The following is a 19,077-nucleotide window of genomic DNA, read 5'->3' as shown; positions in this document are numbered from 1 at the left end:
CAAATGAAGAATACCCTTTCAATATCCCTATTATTGTTGAGTTAATAAATCATATAAAGCTAATGTGACAATTTTGGTCGATTTTAACAGATCATCCACTTTAATATGCTCGTCAGCACGATGTCCATTAGCCTCAAGGAGTGTACGCGGACCGGCTCCAAAGAGGACGACAGGAATGCCTGCTTCATAAAAATGACGGGCATCCGTATATAATGGCACTCCGTTCACCGGCAGTTCTCCACCCATAATTGTTGTCCAGTTAGTAGAAATTGATTGTACTAAAGGAGAATCAACTGGGACCGGCCCGAAAGCGCGCGCCAGCAGAATTTGATTGATGTATGCCTCCACCCCTGCATAGTTTTCCAGTGCTTCAGCGATGACGTTACGAATTTCAAGCTCAGCAACCTGAGGATTTTCCTCTGGAATAAGCCGTCTGTCAATGCGGATGGTCGCCTCATCTGGTACCACGTTTGTATTAATGCCGCCAGAAATTAACCCTACTACGAGATTAGGAGAATCGATTCCAGGTACATTTGATTTAATTTTTGAAAAACCTTTTCTGTATTCGTATAATGCACTTAATACGCCGGTCATGGCTTCAAGGGCGTCGTGGCCATATTGCGGTTCAGCAGCATGGGCAGATTTCCCCTTCAATTTCACTTCCAAATGAAGACAGCCGTTATGGGCATTCACCAACGAATAAGTGAATCCTGGGCAAATTACCATATCCGGGTTAATTAGTCCTTTATCAAGCAGCCATTTTGGCCCAATGTCACCGCCAGTTTCTTCATCAAAAGTGAACGCAAGAGAAATTTTTCCCTTTAGGTCAGCCTGCAGCTTTCTTAAAGCTAGAACAGCAAATGTATAGGAAGCAATGTCCGATTTTGACACAGCAACGCCGCGGCCATACATTTTTCCATCGACCACGTTACCGCCATACGGATCTTGGGTCCAGCCAAGTCCCGGTGGCACTACGTCGCCATGAGAATTTAGGGTAATTTCAGGACCTTCACCGCTTCCGAACGTGGAGTATGCGACCACATTGGATGCTCTAATCATTCCAACTGCCTTCACTTTTTCTTCTTCTACTTCATTAAGTGATACGTTTTCCAATCCAAAGCCATCGAGGCGCTTATAGATATGTTCAGCAATTGCTTGGCAATCTCCTGGGGGATTATCGGAAGGGATTGAAACAAGCTCTTGCAAAAACTTAATTAGTTCAGCCTGGTTTTCCTCAATATAATTGATTAATTGCTGCTTCTCTGCGCTTAATGTGTTTGTTTTCAATTTACTTTCTCCTTTTCCATATTTGAATTTTTAACTGTTAATTGGATCACAGTATCCAGCAAGACTTTGGCACCCATTTCAATGTCTTTTACGGCTGCGAATTCAGCAGGGTTATGGCTGATTCCTTCTTTGCAGCGGACGAATATCATACCTACCTTTGTAAGTTCTGCCATCGCCATGGCGTCATGACCTGCTCCGCTTATTAAAGAAATGGTCCTCATCCCATTTGAGAGAATAGACGATTCAATGGCAGCGATAATGTTTGCGTCACATAGTGTAGGGTCGGTTTCCATTATTTTTTCAACCTGGAAAGAGAGATTGCGTTTCTGGCAGATGGTGTTCGCGACATGAAGAATTTCGTCAATCACCCTTGATTTTCGGACTGCATCGGTATCACGAATATCAAGTGTTCCTGTCACTTCCCCTGGGATGACATTGCTTGCCCCCGGATTTACCTGAAGCTTTCCGACAGTTGCGACAATCGGCGCGTTTTCTTTAGCTAATTTTTCTATTGCTAAAATGATTTCTGCCGCTCCAGAAAGAGCATCCCTGCGAAGGTCGAGGGGCACGGTTCCCGCATGACCAGCAAAACCGGTAACTTTAAAAGAAAACCTGGAGGCACCGGCTATTCCGGTTACCACTCCACATGGAAGGCCTTCTTTTTCTAGTACGGGACCTTGTTCAATATGAAGTTCTATGTAACCAAGAACATCATTTGCATGTCTTGCGGCTGATTTGTATTGATACGGTTCTAAGCCCAATTCCTCAAGAGAACTTGCCAGGGTGATACCTGTTTCATCTGTAAGCTCTAATGTTTGTGGAGAAAAGGTTCCGGCGATGGCTTTGCTTCCAAGGAAGGTGGAGTGAAATCTGACCCCCTCTTCATCGCTAAAGCCGATGACCTCGATTGGGTGGTCCAGCCGTGTGTCATTTTCATAAAGTACCTGAACAATTTCGATTCCGGCAATAACACCTAACATCCCGTCATATTTTCCACCGTTAATAACGGTATCAAGATGGGAGCCAATCATTAACGCTGGTGCGTTTGGTTTTGCACCTTCGTAGCGGCCAATTATATTATTGAGATTGTCGACACGAACCTTCATGCCGGCATCACTCATCCATTTTTTCACCAAATCTTGGCCTCTTTGAAACTCTTTTGTAAATGATAGTCTCGTTACCCCATTTTTTGTTTCAGAGATTTCAGCTAATTCCTCCAGCCTTTGCGATATTCTTTGGCCACAAATCTGTCCTTTTTTTATCTCCAAACAAATCACCCCTTGTCTGGTTAATTTTTGTTGCTTATTACAAAACCTCGTTTCATATTGTTCGTGATTTTATTTTATCATCACAAAATTAAAATAGCAAGATTTTTCAGATAACTAATTTTATATAATAATTGTGCTTTAAATGTTAATATTATTATTCTATTTGATTCCATAATTTCCTTTTTGCTACAGATAAATGCGGTTGTTTTTTTTTGTGAGAACTATCAAACTTTTTGGCAAAAAAAACACCGCCGTCATCGACAGCAGCATTTAATTTATGCAATTTTCGTTTCAAAAACCAATAACTTAAGTTTTTTTCTGGCCCGGTAGATCTTTGTTTTTACCGTATTAGGGTTCAATTGGAGTACATTTGCGATTTCCTCTTCTTTTAAACCTTTTGTGAACTTAAGCATCAGTAACTCCTGCTGCTCATATTGCAGCGTCCCGATTGCCTCATTGATCTCTTCAAAAAGCAAACCTGTCTCTACTTCCTGCTCCACATTCTGTTTTGTTTCTTTGCCCATAAGTTCAAGCAAATCGTGTTCAAAAGGGACAGCTTTTTTTCTTTTCTCACGTCTGATAAAATCAATGGCAGTTCTGGCTGCAATCACAGATAGCCAAGCTCCCATTTTTCCTTGCTCTTCAATCGTTCCCGCCTTATTCAACGCTTTAATGAACGTTTCTTGAACGACATCTTCAGCGTGAAACCGGTCCCTCGTAATGGAATAGCTAATCACAAACAACCGTTTATAATAGAGCGAATAAAGCTCTGTGAAATCCAGTTCCATCTCCCTTTCCCTTTCTAACGCTATTTTTTTCCTGCGTTTAATCCGCAAGCAGCAAAGTAATGATGACCTTAAATAAATCGCCGTCCGCTTCAATATCCAATTTCCCATCATGCAGGTCGATAATTGATTTGACAATGGCAAGACCGAGACCTGACCCGTCGGTATGGCGGGAAGTATCGCCGCGCTTGAAGCGTTCAAACAACTCATCGACATTATCGCTCAGTTCATATTTGGAGACATTTTTAAACGTGATGAGGGCTTGGTGTTCCACAGTTTTAATGGAAATATAGACACGTGTATTTTCAAGCGAATATTTCAGGATATTGCCAATTAAGTTATCAAAAACTCTCCACAGCTTTTGGCCGTCGACAAGGGCATAAATCGGCTGCCCTGCTTGGTTAACCCGGAATTGCAGGCTGGATGCACGAATCGTTTCATCATATTCTGCGAGGGCCTGCTGCAATAGCTGGTTGAGGTCCACTTTTGCCTTTACCAACTCAACACTGCCACTTGCCATTTTTGATACCTCAAACAGGTCATCGATCAACACCTTTAATCGCTTTGATTTTCGGTCAATTATTTCGAGGTATGCTGTTTTTTCCTCCTCCGACACATCATTTCCCTTTAATAATTCCGTATAGGTAATGATGGAGGTCAGAGGCGTCCTAAGATCATGGCTGACGTTGGTAATAAGTTCCGTTTTTAATCGTTCACTCTTGGCCTGCTCGGACTGAGAGTGCTTCACACCCTGCTTCAGGACATTAATATTGCCTGCCAATGTAGCCAAAACGGATTTCCCGGTTACATCAAGGTCCTCCCCAAGTTTTCCAGCCGCCAGCTCATTTGTTTTTTGGACAATCCGATTAAAATAACCCACTTTTTTGACCAAAAACATTCCAAGTGGAAACCCTGCGCCTGCTAACAGAAAAATATACAAGATAACAAATATAGGATTCATCGCCACCATCAACGCCGCCGCACCAATGAAAAACACCCCAGTAAGCAGAATGAACATCTGCATTCCTGTGCTTTGATCAAGAAACGCTTCGACTAAGGCCGCACGGACGCTTTTGAAAACCTTTTTGCCGCCCTGCCATGTTTTTACCGATAAACTCTTCTTCCATTCTTCTTTCACATTGGTCCAACTTTTCAGATCCACCTGTAAAAATTTACGCTGCACATGGGTGATAGCCACAAAAATGGCGGTCCCAAGCAAGGCGAATACGATTTCGCTTGCTAATATATAAAGATTGTTATAGATATTATAAAAATTTTCATTGACTAGAAAGATAAATATTATGGACAATAGGGCGGTGATCAGAAATAGGCCCACTCTAATATCAATCGGAAGCTTGTTATAGATAGGCCGCCAGCTTTCCACTTGCGCATTTACAGCCGTCACTTTTTTTGAAAAATAAAGGCTTAACAGCAAGCCAATAATGCCTGCCAAGCAGTAACTCAGGATAATGAGCTGATTGCGTTTAAAATCCTTGTACTGCTCCATCAGAGGGGACGATGCAGAAAGCGTTTTGGCAATTCCGATTTGGCCTTCAATCGTTTTTTGTGAGTTGATGCTCAACACGTCCGCCAAGTCCTCGTATCCTCCGGGACCATAATGAAGATAAGAATCACTTGAAATGCTAAAGTTGGTTAAATAAAGCATATCTTTTTGTTTAAGCGGATTTTCATTATTTTGATTGCTATAAACTTTTCCGGTTTCTGGGTCTTTAAAATAGTAGGTTAATTCTTTTTGGTATCTTAAAAAATCATACTTGAATTGGTCTCTTTTCTTAAAATACTCATCAATTTTCGTTTCTTTTTCTTTGACCACCTTTGGCCTGACCCAGTCATCGCTGGCAAAATTGTTGCTGATGTCCTCTATTTTTGCATCTCTTTCCTTTATCAAGGCATTGGCTATCTCTTCATTTTTCGCTGCTTGAGCATCTTGAATGCGAGATTCATATTGAGCCCGGATGTTGGAAATTTGCTGATCTAAACCACCATAGCGGAACCGATGCTCATCTATATCGTCTTTCGTAACGGTAATCGCGGCTTTTGCCTCTTCAGGCGTAGTTTCGTTTAACTCAAACATGCTTAAATATCCCGCGAATTGATCAAGCTCACTGTGAAATTCCGGCGTATGGAAAAAATCGCGATTCATATATTTGGTACCCGTGGAAAATAGGGCCAGAATGCCGCTTAACGAGAAAGTTAACAGAAATGCCCAAAGATAAATCAAAATACTACTTTTCCATTTTGTAGCCAATGCCCCACACCACCTTTAAAAATCTTGGATTCTTCGGATCAATTTCAATTTTTTCACGGATTTTCCGGATGTGAACAGCCACTGTATTTTCTGCATTGTAGCCTGGTTCCTTCCACACCCGCTCGTAAATTTCATCAATGGAAAAGACCCGGCCGGCATTGGTCATTAACAATTCGACAATCTTATACTCTATCGGCGTCAGCTTGACCGGCTCCCCATGTACCGTCACTTCTTTTGCTTCTTGGTCTAGGGTAAGACCGTTTAAATCGATTACTTTTTTAATTCCGCCATATGTACCTAATGTGACATACCTGCGCAGCTGGGATTTCACGCGGGCGACAAGCTCCATCGGGTTGAACGGTTTTGTGACGTAATCGTCAGCCCCTACCTGGAGCCCCAGAATCTTATCTGTGTCCTCACTTTTCGCGCTTAAAATAATGATTGGGATATTTTGTTTTTCGCGGATTTTAAAGGTTGCGGAAATCCCATCAAGCCGAGGCATCATAACATCAAGGATAATCAGGTGAACGGTGTGTTCATTTAATATTTCGAGCGCCTCAATCCCATCCTTTGCCTTGAGGACGATGATCCCTTCATTTTTGAGGTAAATTTCGATGGCATCGCGAATTTCCTTTTCATCATCCACTACCAGCACAAAATAATTGTTCATATCTCTCGCCTTCTTTCTTGCTTCAACATATCTATATCGTAAACAGCAAATCTTAAATTCAAGTCAGGATAAATCTTAAGAATTTCTTAAGGTTTTATGATTATTCCTTTTTAGGGAAAAACTGCAAAATCTATCATTCTTAGAATAGCAGTGTTCGTTCAAAGAATAAACCTGTTCTTTGTTGCAGACTTTGATTCAATCACCCAATAAAAAAAGCTGCCTCCATGACAGCTAATAATTAATATGCATTTGTAGAGATTTTCGTAATGACTAGGATGAAGAATTGAACTCCTCAGTCGTTATTAACACTTCATAACGACCGGAACGGCAATCCATTTACTGCTTCGGGTGTTATGCGCTTTTTTAAAGACCAGAATGGCAATTCATCTACTGGTTCATGCGTCGCTCTTTTTATAAAATATCATAATCTATCAAATTTCTTCAGCACTCCATAAACTACATAAAAAATGAGCTGTACAATAAATACCAATGAAGGAACCACGAGTTCCCATAGAAGATAATCCCATCTGAAAATTGTAAATCCTGTGAGGTCGTTTTTATAACTAATTATTGAATAAATATGGTAAAGGACATTTTGTGCAGCCATTAGCGAAAACCATATCCAAAATAGAAATCTATTAGAGCTTTTCTTTAGCAGCTTAAAAGAGACAATTAAGGAAAAGATAACAACAAAATAGATAACTACCATGAGTTCCCTATCCCCGCTATGTTTCGGGATAAAGACTGTTCCTGCAAGGACAAGCCAGACCAAATACTTCACCATAATGTCCGCCAAAATAATCAGCCAATATTTCAGAGCTTATTCCTCCAATAATTTCCTATTATTAATATAAAAATACCACAGTCAGCTTGTACTGTGGCATTAAAATTGAAATTATACCTAATCAAACAATTTCCTAAACTCGCCGTATCCTTCCTCTACTAGCTTTTCCTTTGGAACAAACCGAAGAGCTGCGGAATTTATGCAATACCTTGCTCGGTCAGGGCCGGGCCCATCATCGAATACGTGTCCTAAGTGGGAATCCGAGGTTTTCGCGCGAACCTCAATTCGCCTTAACCCGTGGGACGTGTCAAACCTCTCTTCAAGCTCGATGCGCCGTAATGGCCTTGTAAAGCTAGGCCAGCCGCAGCCTGCATCATATTTATCTGTCGAGCTAAACAGTGGTTCTCCCGAAATGATATCAACATAGATTCCATCCTCTATATAATCCCAATACTCATTTTTAAATGGCGGTTCGGTTGCGTTATTCTTTGTTACTTCGTATTGAAGCGGCGTTAATACCAACCTAAGCTCATCGTCTCTTTTCCGCTTTTTCCAATTTTCACGAATGAATTTAGCCCGTCCTGAAGCTTCGAAATAATGATTATAGTGAAAAGGTATTTTCTTATAATAATTCTGGTGTTTATCCTCAGCCGGATAAAACGGACCTGCCGGCAGAATCTCGGTTACAATTGGCATCTGAAAACGCCCGCTCACTTCCAATTCAGCCTTCGATGCTTCCGCCAATTCCTTTTGTTTTTCGTTAAAATAAAATATTGCTGTTTTATATGCCTCTCCCCTGTCACTGAATTGTCCTCCGGCATCAGTGGGGTCGATTTGCTGCCAAAAAATCTGGAGCAATTTTTCATAAGGGAAAATGGTCGGGTCAAACGTAATCTGAACTGCTTCATAGTGTCCGGTTGAATTTGAGCGTACATCATCATAAGTGGGATTTTCCTTATGCCCGCCCGTGTAGCCAGATATGACCTCTTTAATCCCAGGCTGTTCATCAAACGGCGATACCATGCACCAAAAGCAGCCGCCCGCGAAGGTTGCCTTTTCGAGTTGTTGAGATATTTGGATCTCCCTCCTTGAGTTTATTACTATTACTAATTGTATCAAAAGGACTGACAGATTTTAATTTTACCATTTTTTACAAATGCTTTCCGAATAGGATGAAATATTTTCCCAATTAAAGCTTTTACTTTCCAAAATGAAACAATTACTTTCCAAACTAACCACTATACTTTCCACTTTTAACAAAATACTTTCCAACCGCAAAATAAACAAAGAAAAGGCACCTAAACCAAAAGGTGCCTCCCTACATTAAATAGCCTTCTTTTCCTGTTCCTGACCGCTGCTAATTTGCCCCTGATTTGCTGGTCTCTTTGACCAATACGTAGCTAGAATTGGACCTGTAATATTGTGCCAAACCGCGCCACAAACACTTGGGATAGCGGCTAAGGGTCCAAAATGGGCAGTTGCCAGTGCCACACCCAATCCAGAGTTTTGCATACCGACTTCGATTGAAATTGCCCTGCGGGTCCCCTCATCAAGCTTCAAGACAAGAGCAGTTAAATAACCAAGAAGCAAACCAAATGCGTTGTGTAGCATGACTGCAGCAAAGGTTAAAAATCCAGCGGATGCGATACTATCGGCACTTCCCGAAACAACCGCAGATACAATCAAGATAATTGCAACAACTGAAATCAACGGTAACACAGAGTTACATTTCTCTACCACTCCAGGTAGGAATTTCCGAATCACAATTCCTAAAATAATTGGAAAAATAATGACTTGAACGATTGACATAAACATCGCCATTGGATCAACAGGCATCCATTTCCCGCCTAGCAACAAGAAAATTGCTGGCGTTGCGATTGGTGCCAAAAGTGTGGAAATGGATGTCATCGTAATCGATAGTGGAACATTCCCTTTTGCTAGGTAAACCATGACGTTTGATGCCGTTCCGCCTGGGACGGATCCTAAAAGAACAAGCCCAGCAGCCAATTCAGCAGGTAAATTCATAAAATAGGCAATCAAAAACGCGGTAACCGGCATGATAATAAATTGGGCACATACCCCGATAATAACAGGGATTGGTTTGGTGATAACAAGCTTAAAATCCACTGCTTTTAAGGTTAGACCCATACCGAACATGACTACGCCCAACAAAATCGTAATATAACCTTTGAACACTAAAAATGGAGCAGGTGCAATAAATGCAATAGTAGCAATTAAAATTACCCACACAGCAAAATATTTTCCGGCAATCGAACTAATAGATTCCAATATTTTCATCAGAATAACTCCCTCTTCACTTTGATTAGTTTATTTGGATTCAAGAGGTTTTCTGGGTCCAATGCTAGTTTGATTCTTTCCATCACCTGCAGCGCTTGTCCGTGCTCCCGCTCCTGATATTTCTGTTTCCCTACTCCGACTCCATGCTCACCAGTACAAGTACCGCCTCGTTCAAGAGCATCAATCACGATGACTTCATTGAATTCTTCTGATTTTCTAATTTCTTCAGGGTTATTCATATCAATCATGATGAGAGCATGAAAATTTCCATCGCCGACATGCCCCACGATGCCTCCTGGCAAATCTAATTTATTTAAAGCTGCTCTTGCATTATCAATGGCTGCTCCCAAATCTGAAATTGGTACACAAACATCTGTTGTCATCATTTTTTTACCAGGATAACCGTGAATAAAGGCATAGGCCAAATTATGACGGGCTTCCCATAGCTGATTTAACGCAGCCTGATCGGTTTCGTATTCAATGCCTTCGCAATGATAGTCGGAGACGATTTCCTTCATAAATTCCACGTCCTGTTTTAAGCCTGCCTCATTTCCGTGAAATTCCATAAACAATGTTGGCTGTTCCTTATAATTCGTGTCGTTAAACAAGTTTACTTGTTTCATAGAGGGTTCGTCGACAAGCTCCACACGAGCAACAGGAATTCCTGCCTGTAAAATGCCAACTACCGCCGAGACGGCATCTTGGACGGACGGAAATGATGCTCGCGCTGCCATCACATATTCCGGAATACCGTAGACACGCAACGTTAACTCAGTGAAGCAGCCGAGCGTTCCTTCAGACCCGACAAACAATCCGTTTAAATGCAAGCCGGATGAAGATTTTTCCGCTAAGTTACCCGTATGTATAACCGTACCGTCTGCAAGAACAACCTCTAAATCACGGACTTGGTCGCGCATTACTCCATATCTGACTGCTGTCGTACCACTGGCATTCGTTGCTGCCATACCCCCTAAAGTTGCATCCGCTCCAGGGTCAACGGAGAAAAACAGCCCATATTTTTTGAGTTCTTTATTTAATTGGGTACGTGTAACTCCCGGCTGTACTCTCACGAGGAAATCATTTTCCCTTACTTCTAAAACCTTATTCATAAGAGAAAAATCTATCGTAATTCCGTGATCATATGGAATGACGTGACCTTCTAAGCTGGTTCCTCTTCCAAATGGCACGACCGGTACTTTGTATTGACTAGCCAGTTTCATTATCTTGATTACTTCTTCTGTCGAAGCAGGAAAAACAACTACATCCGGCATACTTGGGGTATGATACGATTCATCCTTGCCATGCTGCTCTCTAATCGTTTCATTGATGGATACTTGTTCAGCTGGTAACACACTTTTCAGCGAAGCTACCAATTCTTCGGTTGTTAACATTACTTTCACCTGATTCCTCTTAATTTCCAAACAATAGGTCATACCAATTTTTAATCACTTGGAATTGGTTCAACCTTTAATTTATTATAGTGAATAGTCTGAAAAAATCAACCATTTTGAATTATAAAATTGTAACTGTTGAAAAAATTTTTGTATGATAATATTATGATGGTTGGTGAAATTGAGAGGAATGAAAAAAGACATGCAGCTGCCAAGGAAAAAAGCATATGAAGTGGTCATTGATCAAATAAAAGAATCTTTTTTAAATGGAAAACTTCCTCCTGGAGACAAGCTGCCAACGGAGAGAGAACTTGCGAGTCTTTTTAATATCAGCCGGACATCGGTAAGAGAGGCATTGCGGAAGCTGGAGATTGAGGGATTAATTGAAATTAGACAAGGCAGCGGGACCTTCTTAAAAGCAAACCCTATACAAGATACGAAGAGTGATTTTTCCTTCTCTATCGTAAATAATAAAAAAAAATTAATATTTGAAATGCTTGAGCTACGCCGCGTTTTGGAGGTAGAATGTGCCTTTTTGGCATCACAAAGAGCCACAACCGATGACCTGGAGCAAATCCTTGATTCACTGGAATTAATGAGAAATTCCAATGATGATGTGGAACTTGGGCTTCAAGCAGATGTTAATTTCCATAAGAATATTGTCCGCGCTTCCCATAATTCTATCTTTTTACAGTTGATTCAGTCGCTTAGCGAACGTATGGAAGATACCATTCGGGCTACCCGAAAACTACGTTTGACTGATTCCGAAAGTGTAGAAGATACGTTTGATGAACATAAACAAATTTATTTAGCCATCGCCACAGGAGACTCCCTTCTAGCCAAACAGCTGATGGAAAAACATATTTCTCAGATACGAAAAGAGATGACTGAATTTTTCTTGGAGCAGAACAGAAATAGTTAAATACCTCAAATAAACCTTCCAAATCTACATGATTGGAAGGTTATTTATTACGCTTTAGAACGGTATTCGTTTTATGTTTTTTGGGGTTTACGGAAATTCAAGGTAACGGATCCTTTATCTATATTAAAACCATTCGAATCCGATTTCCAGACGGGTCACTGGTCTCTACAAATCCATCTTCTTCTCTTACAGATGCGCCCAACTCTCGAACCCGCATTACAACCTCTTCCCTCGCAGCTTCATCCGGAAAAACAAGAGTATACCAATTAAGTCCCACACTATTACTTGGTGGTGTCGGTGCGCCATCCCCCTGCCAAGTGTTGATCGCAATATGGTGGTGGTACCCTCCTGTCGACAGGAATACTGCTTGCGGATAATAACTTACAATTTCAAAACCTAAACCTTTAGTATAAAATTCCTCCGCTTTTTTCAAATCCCCAACATGAAGATGAATATGCCCCATGATCGTTTCCGCAGGCAGACCAGTCCATTCCGCATTACTTTCAGCAAGAATACCATTCCCATCCAGTTGTTCTGTGGCCATGGAAACAAGTCCGTTGTTCCAGGTCCATTCACTCGAAGGACGGTCCCGATAAACTTCTATCCCATTTCCGTCAGGATCGTTTAAATACAATGCCTCACTTACATAATGATCAGCAGCTCCTAACGGGTAACCAGTCTCAAGCAAATGGCGTAAAAACACTGATAAATCTGCACGCGTTGGCAAAAGAATTGCAAAATGATAAAGACCGGAAGTACGTTCCGCCTTCGGGATCACATCTTCAGGCTGCTCCAGTGTTAATAACGGTGTTTTTCCATCTGTTGTTAAAACCGCACTGCGGTCTGATCTTTTCAATATCCGCAAACCAATAATATTCAGATAAAAAGTAAGCGAGTAATCCAGATTTTTTACGTTTATGCTAATTTCTCCTACATAAACATTAGGTTTCTGATGGAATTTTTCCATTTTCCTCAATCCTTTTTTACTTATTTTAGGTTTTTTTCTCAAAAATTATTATCTCGATTTGAAGATATACTAATTCAAAATACAGAATGTGTAAAGTAACTATTCATTAAAAAAAGAGGAGCTATAACTCTCCTCCATTATTGTTTCCATACAATCAATAAAATTTTATTTATAATCACAATAATCCCTAGTAACCAAGCAATCTCATTTTTTCCAAGCAGAGCAAGCAATAAGACCGGCAGGCCAAACACGATTATTTCCAAGAATAAATGAAAAGGTTCAGCTAATTTAATCGGTGCTTTTGGGGACCCCAGCAATCCCCATATTACAGCCAAAACTAAAGGGCCAACAACCGCGAGAATCCATCGAACAACAAAATTGTTTCCTGTTTTATACCCCCAATAACCCACTGCATAAAGTGAACAAAGTTCTAATAAAAATCGCAACACCAGATTAAATGACTTGAGACCAACAAGCAAGCTCATTTACAAAATCCCCCGTTCATTTGGATTATTAACTTATTCAGATTACCTAAACTATTAATAATAACATTTTAACTAATTGAATTAGTTTTATCAAGAGGTTTTTATCTTACCTTGCAATAAATTTTGTTTTCAGTTAATTAAAAACATTTAGTCTTGGAAGAACTCAAACAAGAGATTTCATTTTTAAGGGGGAACGAGGATGAACTGGAAAATCCCCCTTAGTTATATATCGATAATAATATTATGTTAACTGAAAGGAAGAAAGGGACTAGGGGATTCCATGATCGGTCAAATGCTCATCCGCTATGCCATTTTAATTTGTTTTGTTAATACTATTTAAAGAGAGCTCCACCATATTTTGGCGGGGCTCTCTTGCTCCCAATTATTCTTCATCTAAAAGAAGAAATACATCTTCCCCTCCTATAATTGTTTAATAGCTTTTCACACATCCAATATCGGGCTTTTGAACTTTTCCATCATGCAAACAAATTTTCCAATCATGCATCGGACAAAAGACAAACTCACCGCTTACGATTCCTTGACTTAATACTCCCCCACGGTGTGGACAACGATTTTCAACTGCCCGAAAAATCCCATTTGATAATTTGAAAACCGCCACTTCTTTATCCCCTATTTGAACCGTTTTACCTAAGCGCTCCGGGAATTCATGAACATAGCCAAGTGGAATTTTTGATATGCTTTTATTCACAGGAATTATTCCCCCCTCCACCTATTTATCATCCTTACGACATGACCATGCTTTCAAACAGCTCTTTTCGCACTTTTTGATCCTCAGTAATTTCTTTCCAAGGGTCCCTAATGACTGATAGAGCCTCTTCCATTCTGGCGTTTAATGCTGCACGTTTTTCCTGATCATCTAACACAGCCCGGACATGGTCCAAACCAACATGCTCAATCCAGGCCAATGTTCGTTCTAAATAGTTGGCTGTTTCCCGATAATATTGCAGGTAGGCGCCCGTAATCCCCATAACTTCTTCTTCCGTTTTTACTTTGTACAATATGTCTCCCCCGCGAATGTGGGTTCCCCCATTTCCGCCGACATAAATTTCCCAGCCGCCATCTATTCCGATAAAACCAATATCTTTGAATCCCGACTCAGCGCAGCTTCTAGGACAGGCAGATACGGCCATTTTTACTTTATGAGGAGTTTGCAGCCCTTCAAATCTCTTTTCCAGCATGATTCCCAGACTGATTGAATCCTGGGTGCCGAAACGGCAAAACTGATCTCCGACACAGGTTTTTACCGTCCGAAGCGATTTTCCGTAAGCAAACCCTGACGGCATGTCCAAATCCTTCCATACTTTTGGCAGGTCTTCTTTTTTGACCCCAAGCAAGTCAATTCTCTGTCCCACTGTTAATTTGACTAATGGAATATCATATTTATCAACTACGTCTGCAATCCTCCTTAGGTCATGTGAATTTGTCACACCTCCATACATCCGTGTAACGACTGAATATGTTCCATCTTTTTGAATATTCGCATGCATACGCTCATTCACAAAACGCGATTGTTTTTCATCTTCATAACCGGTTGGATTAACCATTCCCAAATAGTAATTTAGAGCAGGGCAGCATTTCGAGCAGCCTTCTTCCGTGATCCAACCCAGGACAAACATAACTTCTTTTATGTGGGTCAACCCTTTTGTTTTAATTTCTTCAATCACTTCATCTCTTGATAGTGATGTACAGCTGCAAATCGGTTCTTTTTGTAAAGAGACATCAGCCTCGGATCCTAAGGTAATCTGTAAAATCTCTGCTACAAGTGGTTTGCAGCCTCCGCAGGAACGGCATGCACTCGTACATTCCTTAATATCATTGACGGTCGAACAGCCTTTTTCCTGGATTGCTTCGATGATAGTACCTTTTGACACGCCATTACAGCCGCATATAATTTCTTCATTGCTCATGGCAGCAGTCAGACTGTCTCCGGAATCCTCACCATTTTGGTTTAAAATGGCCACTTTTGTTAAATCGGAAATGTCTGTTTTCTTTTGAATTATGGAAACTAAACGGTTTCCTTCGCTGCTGTTACCAAATAGAACAGCACCGACAATTTGATCGCCGGATAAGACGATTTTCTTGTAAATGTTATTTTGTTCATCAAAGACTTTGATGGCTTTTTTTTCTTTATCCTCATAAAAGTCACCGGCTGAAAAAACTTCAGCACCCGAAACCTTCAACTGGGTAAATAAAATAGAGCCTTTATAAGGTTCCGTTCTTACCTTGGAGATTTGTTTGGCTGAAATTTTTCCTTGTTCGTACAAAGGTGCCACTAAACCATAAGCAATTCCGTTGTGCTCTGCACACTCACCAATCGCATAAATATGAGGGATATTCGTTTCCATATAGTCATTGACAACAATGTCCACTAGTGATGAAATAATCGAATATCCCACATTATTTCATAAAAATCGGATAAAGAAATTAAATGCGTTATATTTTCTAACATAAAAAATTCCATGTTAGATGACCTTACAGATTTTGAGACAAAACAAAATTGACCTATTATTCTTGAAAACAGCAAGGGGATTACGAAAAGCACTTAATAAGGAATGGAGGCATGGAGATGAAAAAAGTAATTGGTTTTTTTACGTTTACTGAATTGGTAGCTAAAGTGATTTTCTCAAAAAAACAAAATATCGGATGGTAGATTCCTTAAGACGCAGAAGACACAAGGAAGGAGTGTAATAAAATGAGATTAATAGAGTTAAGGAAAAGCGGGCATGCCCCCTCGCTGCTATCATCGTTTCTATACTTTGATGTCAGTTTCATGGTTTGGGTAATATTAGGTGCTTTAGGAGTCCATATTGCAAATGACTTTAATCTATCACCTTCTGAGAAGGGATTCATCGTTGCCATCCCGATTCTTAGCGGCTCATTTTTCCGCCTTATTTTCGGGGTTTTAACAGACCGGATTGGTCCCCGAAAAACAGCCATTTTCGGAATGTGCTTCTCATTGATTCCCCTCGTGTGGGGCTGGCAATTCGGAGATACTATAGCTGAACTTTATTTGATAGGCATCTTACTTGGTGTAGCTGGGGCAAGCTTTGCTGCAGCCATTCCGATGGCGAGCCGCTGGTATCCACCGCATTTGCAGGGGCTGGCAATGGGGATTGCAGGTGCCGGAAACAGCGGTACACTCTTTGCTACATTGTTCAGCCCTCGTTTGGCTGAAGCTTATGGCTGGCATAATGTAATGGGACTGGCCTGTTCCGCTTTTAATTGTTTTCATCGTTTATATCATTTTGGCGAAAGATCCTCCTTCCCAACCAGAATCTAAACTAATAACGGAATATTTGCGAATTTTCAAACAAAAAGACACTTTGTATTTTTCCTTGTTTTACAGCTTTACTTTCGGCGGATTCGTGGGACTATCCAGCTTTCTGGGCATCTTTTTCGTAGATCAATACCACTTATCAAAAGTTCAGGCGGGCGATTTTGTAACCCTTTGTGTAGCTGCCGGTAGTTTTTTTCGCCCAATCGGGGGTTTTATTGCGGATAAAATAGGCGGGGTTCGGCTGCTTACCTTTTTATTGATTGCAGCAGCACTCAATATGTTCGGTGTAAGCCAGCTTCCTGCCCTTTATTTGGCGATAACTTTTTTAATTATCGGCATGCTTTGCCTCGGAATGGGCAATGGCGCGGTATTCCAATTAGTTCCTCAACGGTTCTCAAAGGAAATTGGTATGATAACCGGCATTGTCGGGGCAGCTGGAGGGGTTGGCGGATTTTTTGTCCCGAATATTCTTGGTACACTCAAACAAGTAACCGGAACATACCAAATTGGTTTTATCGTTTATGCAGTCTTGGGTGTGGCTGTACTGATTGTCCTTGCCAATGCTCAGCAATCATGGCGAAAAAAATGGATTTCAAATGAAGCTTCGATAAAAATTTAATCTTTTCGTTAAGGTTGGTAACCTTTGATAAAAGAAATAAGCCAGTAATATCGGATTTCGATATACTGGCTTTTAAATTATACCGCATCCCTGGAAACTTTTTTCCCTCCGCTTGGAGCTACGGTGATACCTGTTGACTCTTCAAAATTGTACAAGCTGGCAGGCAAATCCGCGAATCGCTCTAATTCGTTATAGGCTGGAATACCGTGAAAGGACATATCCAATCCTTCTTCTTCCTCTCGTTCCGTCGCCCGGAGTCCAACCGTTTTCTCGCATACAAAAGCCATAAACGATCCGCAGATAAGTCCCCAAATAACTACAGCTGCAGCACCCAAGAGTTGAATTTTAATAAGAGAAAAATCCCCTGAAGTGAATAACCCATGAGACTGATCAAACAATCCAACCGCGATGGTGCCGAATACACCATTAAACCCATGAACCGCCACTGCACCTACAGGGTCATCGACTTTTAAATAGTCCACTAATAACGTTGCGTATATGACAATGATACCGCTGATAATACCAATGATGATTGCACTCCATTGCGAAACAAAGGCACATCCTGCTGTTATAGCCACTAACCCAGATAATACCCCATTGATCATCATACTCGGATCCGCTTTACCAAACTTCTTCATCGTCATAAAAAGAGCCGCTGTTCCGCCGCTCGCTCCTGCAAGCATCGTATTAATGGCTATAGAAGCAAAGGCTTTATTAGAAGCATCCAAGGTGCTGCCAGTATTAAAGGCAAACCAGCCAAACCACAAAATGAACGTTCCGGCTGAAGCTAAAGGTATGTTACTTGGAGCAAATACATTCGTGCTTCCATCGGAATTGAATCTTCCTTTCCTCGGCCCCAGCCATTTCGCCATAGCAAAAGCTGCAAAGCCACCTACCGCATGAATAGCGGCCGATCCGGCAAAATCCTTCATCCCCAGTTTCGCAAGCCAGCCGTTTGCGCTCCAAATCCAATGTCCGGAAAGTGGATATACAATGATACAGATTAAGGCAGCTGTTAAAATATAGGCTTTAAAGTTCATTCGTTCGGCAACAGCACCAGAGACAATCGAAATACAGGCAACCGCAAAGCCCATTTGAAACAACACGAAGGCCGTGCTCGGCAGGTCAATGGAAAGGGTAATATTTTGCGGATGTCCAAAAAGTGTGGTTCCAAAAAATCCATTAACATCCTTCCCAAACATCACACCAAATCCAATCAGCCAGAAAGCTAAAGCACCAACCGTTAAATCCACAAAAATTTTCATGGTCACGTTTACGGCATTTTTTGTTCGAACCAGGCCAGCTTCGAGTAGACTAAATCCGCCTTCCATAAACAGCACCATTGCCGCTGCAAGGACGACCCAAACCGAATTTAAGTAGATCAGTTCCATGATACTCATCCCTCCTTTTTCTGCAAATCATCAATATCATCATCCGTTTCACCTGTCCGGATGTTATACGCCTCTAAAATCGGATAAACATAAATTTTTCCGTCCCCATCTTCTCCAGTTTGCGCAGCGCCCACAATTGTCCGAATGGTCCGTTCCACCATGTAATCGGAAAGGATGATCTCCAATTTTACTTTTGGATGGAGGGTCACTTTGTAATTTTTCCCGCGGTATACACCTTGAGTATCTTTCTGCTTTCCTCTGCCAACCACCTGCGAAACGGTAAACCCAGTAATACCTATACTCTTTAACCCTTTTATGGTCTCAGTAAGTCTTTCAGGCCTGATAATGGCTTCAATTTTTTTCATTAAGGTGGACCGCCTTTCTCTATGTTAGCTTTTATAACATATAATGATAAATAATATAACATTCGCAAAATTACTGTCAATTAAAATATAAATATTACAGTCTTTAACCCAATTTAATAAAAAAGGAGCATCCCTTTTTTCCTAAAAAGAAAATGCTCCTCAATATTTCACAGCTTATTGGTTTACCTCTTTCAAGCACATTACCAATATACAAAATGTGTAAAGGATAAATTCTATAAAATAACCAGTCAATCAAAGGATTAACTGGTTTCTTTCTT

14 protein-coding genes and 2 pseudogenes are annotated in these 19,077 nt (G+C 40.9%); 2 read left to right on the top strand and 14 right to left on the bottom strand.

The window, feature by feature from the left end; genetic code table 11:
* Positions 1 to 30: 30 nt before the first annotated feature.
* The 8 genes from ACFPA1_RS05245 to ACFPA1_RS05210 form a co-directional block, all read right to left on the bottom strand.
* Entirely contained in the window at positions 31 to 1,287 is a 1,257-nt protein-coding gene (locus ACFPA1_RS05245; RefSeq protein WP_378581652.1) for an ArgE/DapE family deacylase, read from the bottom strand.
* On the bottom strand, positions 1,284 to 2,555 hold the full coding sequence (locus tag ACFPA1_RS05240) for an allantoate amidohydrolase (protein WP_213140220.1): 1,272 nt from the start codon (positions 2,553 to 2,555) through the stop codon (positions 1,284 to 1,286). Before ACFPA1_RS05240 ends, ACFPA1_RS05245 begins: the two co-directional genes overlap by 4 nt.
* A 275-nt stretch (positions 2,556 to 2,830) precedes the next feature.
* The gene (locus tag ACFPA1_RS05235) at positions 2,831 to 3,343 is read right to left on the bottom strand and encodes an RNA polymerase sigma factor (protein ID WP_378581650.1); all 513 of its coding nucleotides are present in this window, start codon (positions 3,341 to 3,343) and stop codon (positions 2,831 to 2,833) included.
* A 37-nt stretch (positions 3,344 to 3,380) separates the two neighbouring features.
* Positions 3,381 to 5,609 carry a sensor histidine kinase gene (locus ACFPA1_RS05230; RefSeq protein WP_378581648.1) on the bottom strand — a complete coding sequence of 743 codons (2,229 nt, stop codon included), beginning with the start codon at positions 5,607 to 5,609 and terminating at the stop codon, positions 3,381 to 3,383.
* Positions 5,587 to 6,279 (bottom strand): response regulator transcription factor, encoded by a 693-nt coding sequence (locus ACFPA1_RS05225; RefSeq protein WP_213140222.1) that lies wholly within the window; start codon positions 6,277 to 6,279, stop codon positions 5,587 to 5,589. The genes ACFPA1_RS05230 and ACFPA1_RS05225 overlap by 23 nt, the downstream gene beginning before the upstream one ends.
* Positions 6,280 to 7,180: 901 nt before the next feature.
* Positions 7,181 to 8,137: a peptide-methionine (S)-S-oxide reductase MsrA gene (msrA, locus tag ACFPA1_RS05220; RefSeq protein ID WP_378581861.1), complete on the bottom strand. Its 957-nt coding sequence runs from the start codon at positions 8,135 to 8,137 to the stop codon at positions 7,181 to 7,183.
* A 249-nt stretch (positions 8,138 to 8,386) separates the two neighbouring features.
* Positions 8,387 to 9,361, bottom strand: a complete 975-nt coding sequence (locus ACFPA1_RS05215) for a bile acid:sodium symporter family protein (protein ID WP_213140223.1) — start codon at positions 9,359 to 9,361, stop codon at positions 8,387 to 8,389.
* Complete coding sequence (locus ACFPA1_RS05210) at positions 9,361 to 10,752, bottom strand: FAD-binding oxidoreductase (protein ID WP_241113888.1); 1,392 nt, start codon at positions 10,750 to 10,752, stop codon at positions 9,361 to 9,363. Before ACFPA1_RS05210 ends, ACFPA1_RS05215 begins: the two co-directional genes overlap by 1 nt.
* A gap of 190 nt (positions 10,753 to 10,942) precedes the next feature.
* Here ACFPA1_RS05210 and ACFPA1_RS05205 point away from each other — a divergent pair, with 190 nt between their 5' ends.
* A complete protein-coding gene (locus ACFPA1_RS05205) occupies positions 10,943 to 11,674 on the top strand; it encodes a FadR/GntR family transcriptional regulator (RefSeq protein ID WP_378581645.1) in 732 nt (243 codons plus the stop codon).
* Between the two features lie 118 nt (positions 11,675 to 11,792).
* Here ACFPA1_RS05205 and ACFPA1_RS05200 read toward each other — a convergent pair whose 3' ends face one another.
* The 4 genes and pseudogenes from ACFPA1_RS05200 to nirB all read right to left on the bottom strand — a co-directional run.
* Positions 11,793 to 12,641 carry a VOC family protein gene (locus tag ACFPA1_RS05200; protein ID WP_213140225.1) on the bottom strand — a complete coding sequence of 283 codons (849 nt, stop codon included), beginning with the start codon at positions 12,639 to 12,641 and terminating at the stop codon, positions 11,793 to 11,795.
* 137 nt (positions 12,642 to 12,778) lie between these two features.
* A complete protein-coding gene (locus ACFPA1_RS05195; protein ID WP_213140226.1) occupies positions 12,779 to 13,126 on the bottom strand; it encodes a YrdB family protein in 348 nt (115 codons plus the stop codon).
* A 430-nt stretch (positions 13,127 to 13,556) separates the two neighbouring features.
* Entirely contained in the window at positions 13,557 to 13,835 is a 279-nt protein-coding gene (nirD, locus tag ACFPA1_RS05190; RefSeq protein ID WP_378581643.1) for a nitrite reductase small subunit NirD, read from the bottom strand.
* Positions 13,836 to 13,869: 34 nt separating this feature from the next.
* Positions 13,870 to 15,510: pseudogene (nirB, locus tag ACFPA1_RS05185) on the bottom strand (nitrite reductase large subunit NirB); the annotation flags it as partial.
* Between the two features lie 329 nt (positions 15,511 to 15,839).
* Here nirB and ACFPA1_RS05180 point away from each other — a divergent pair.
* A pseudogene (locus ACFPA1_RS05180) lies at positions 15,840 to 17,043 on the top strand (nitrate/nitrite transporter).
* 77 nt (positions 17,044 to 17,120) lie between these two features.
* Here the strand turns inward: ACFPA1_RS05180 and ACFPA1_RS05175 are convergent.
* A complete protein-coding gene (locus ACFPA1_RS05175; protein WP_378581641.1) occupies positions 17,121 to 18,434 on the bottom strand; it encodes an ammonium transporter in 1,314 nt (437 codons plus the stop codon).
* Positions 18,435 to 18,439: 5 nt separating this feature from the next.
* Entirely contained in the window at positions 18,440 to 18,799 is a 360-nt protein-coding gene (locus ACFPA1_RS05170; protein WP_378581639.1) for a P-II family nitrogen regulator, read from the bottom strand.
* Positions 18,800 to 19,077 lie beyond the last annotated feature (278 nt).

It is taken from the genome of Neobacillus sp. GCM10023253 (genome assembly GCF_042653105.1).
Taxonomy (GTDB): Bacteria; Bacillota; Bacilli; order Bacillales; family Cytobacillaceae; genus Neobacillus; species Neobacillus citreus.
The sequence above is the reverse complement of the archived record's forward strand: the minus strand, read 5'-3'. Positions and strand labels throughout refer to the sequence as shown.

Coding starts and splice junctions, on each gene's coding strand:
- ACFPA1_RS05235 (WP_378581650.1), bottom strand. CDS start 3,343: ATGGAACTGGATTTCACAGAGCTTTATTCGCTCTATTATAAACGGTTG.
- ACFPA1_RS05225 (WP_213140222.1), bottom strand. CDS start 6,279: ATGAACAATTATTTTGTGCTGGTAGTGGATGATGAAAAGGAAATTCGC.
- ACFPA1_RS05215 (WP_213140223.1), bottom strand. CDS start 9,361: ATGAAAATATTGGAATCTATTAGTTCGATTGCCGGAAAATATTTTGCT.
- ACFPA1_RS05210 (WP_241113888.1), bottom strand. CDS start 10,752: ATGTTAACAACCGAAGAATTGGTAGCTTCGCTGAAAAGTGTGTTACCA.
- ACFPA1_RS05205 (WP_378581645.1), top strand. CDS start 10,943: ATGAAAAAAGACATGCAGCTGCCAAGGAAAAAAGCATATGAAGTGGTC.
- ACFPA1_RS05200 (WP_213140225.1), bottom strand. CDS start 12,641: ATGGAAAAATTCCATCAGAAACCTAATGTTTATGTAGGAGAAATTAGC.
- ACFPA1_RS05195 (WP_213140226.1), bottom strand. CDS start 13,126: ATGAGCTTGCTTGTTGGTCTCAAGTCATTTAATCTGGTGTTGCGATTT.
- ACFPA1_RS05175 (WP_378581641.1), bottom strand. CDS start 18,434: ATGGAACTGATCTACTTAAATTCGGTTTGGGTCGTCCTTGCAGCGGCA.
- ACFPA1_RS05170 (WP_378581639.1), bottom strand. CDS start 18,799: ATGAAAAAAATTGAAGCCATTATCAGGCCTGAAAGACTTACTGAGACC.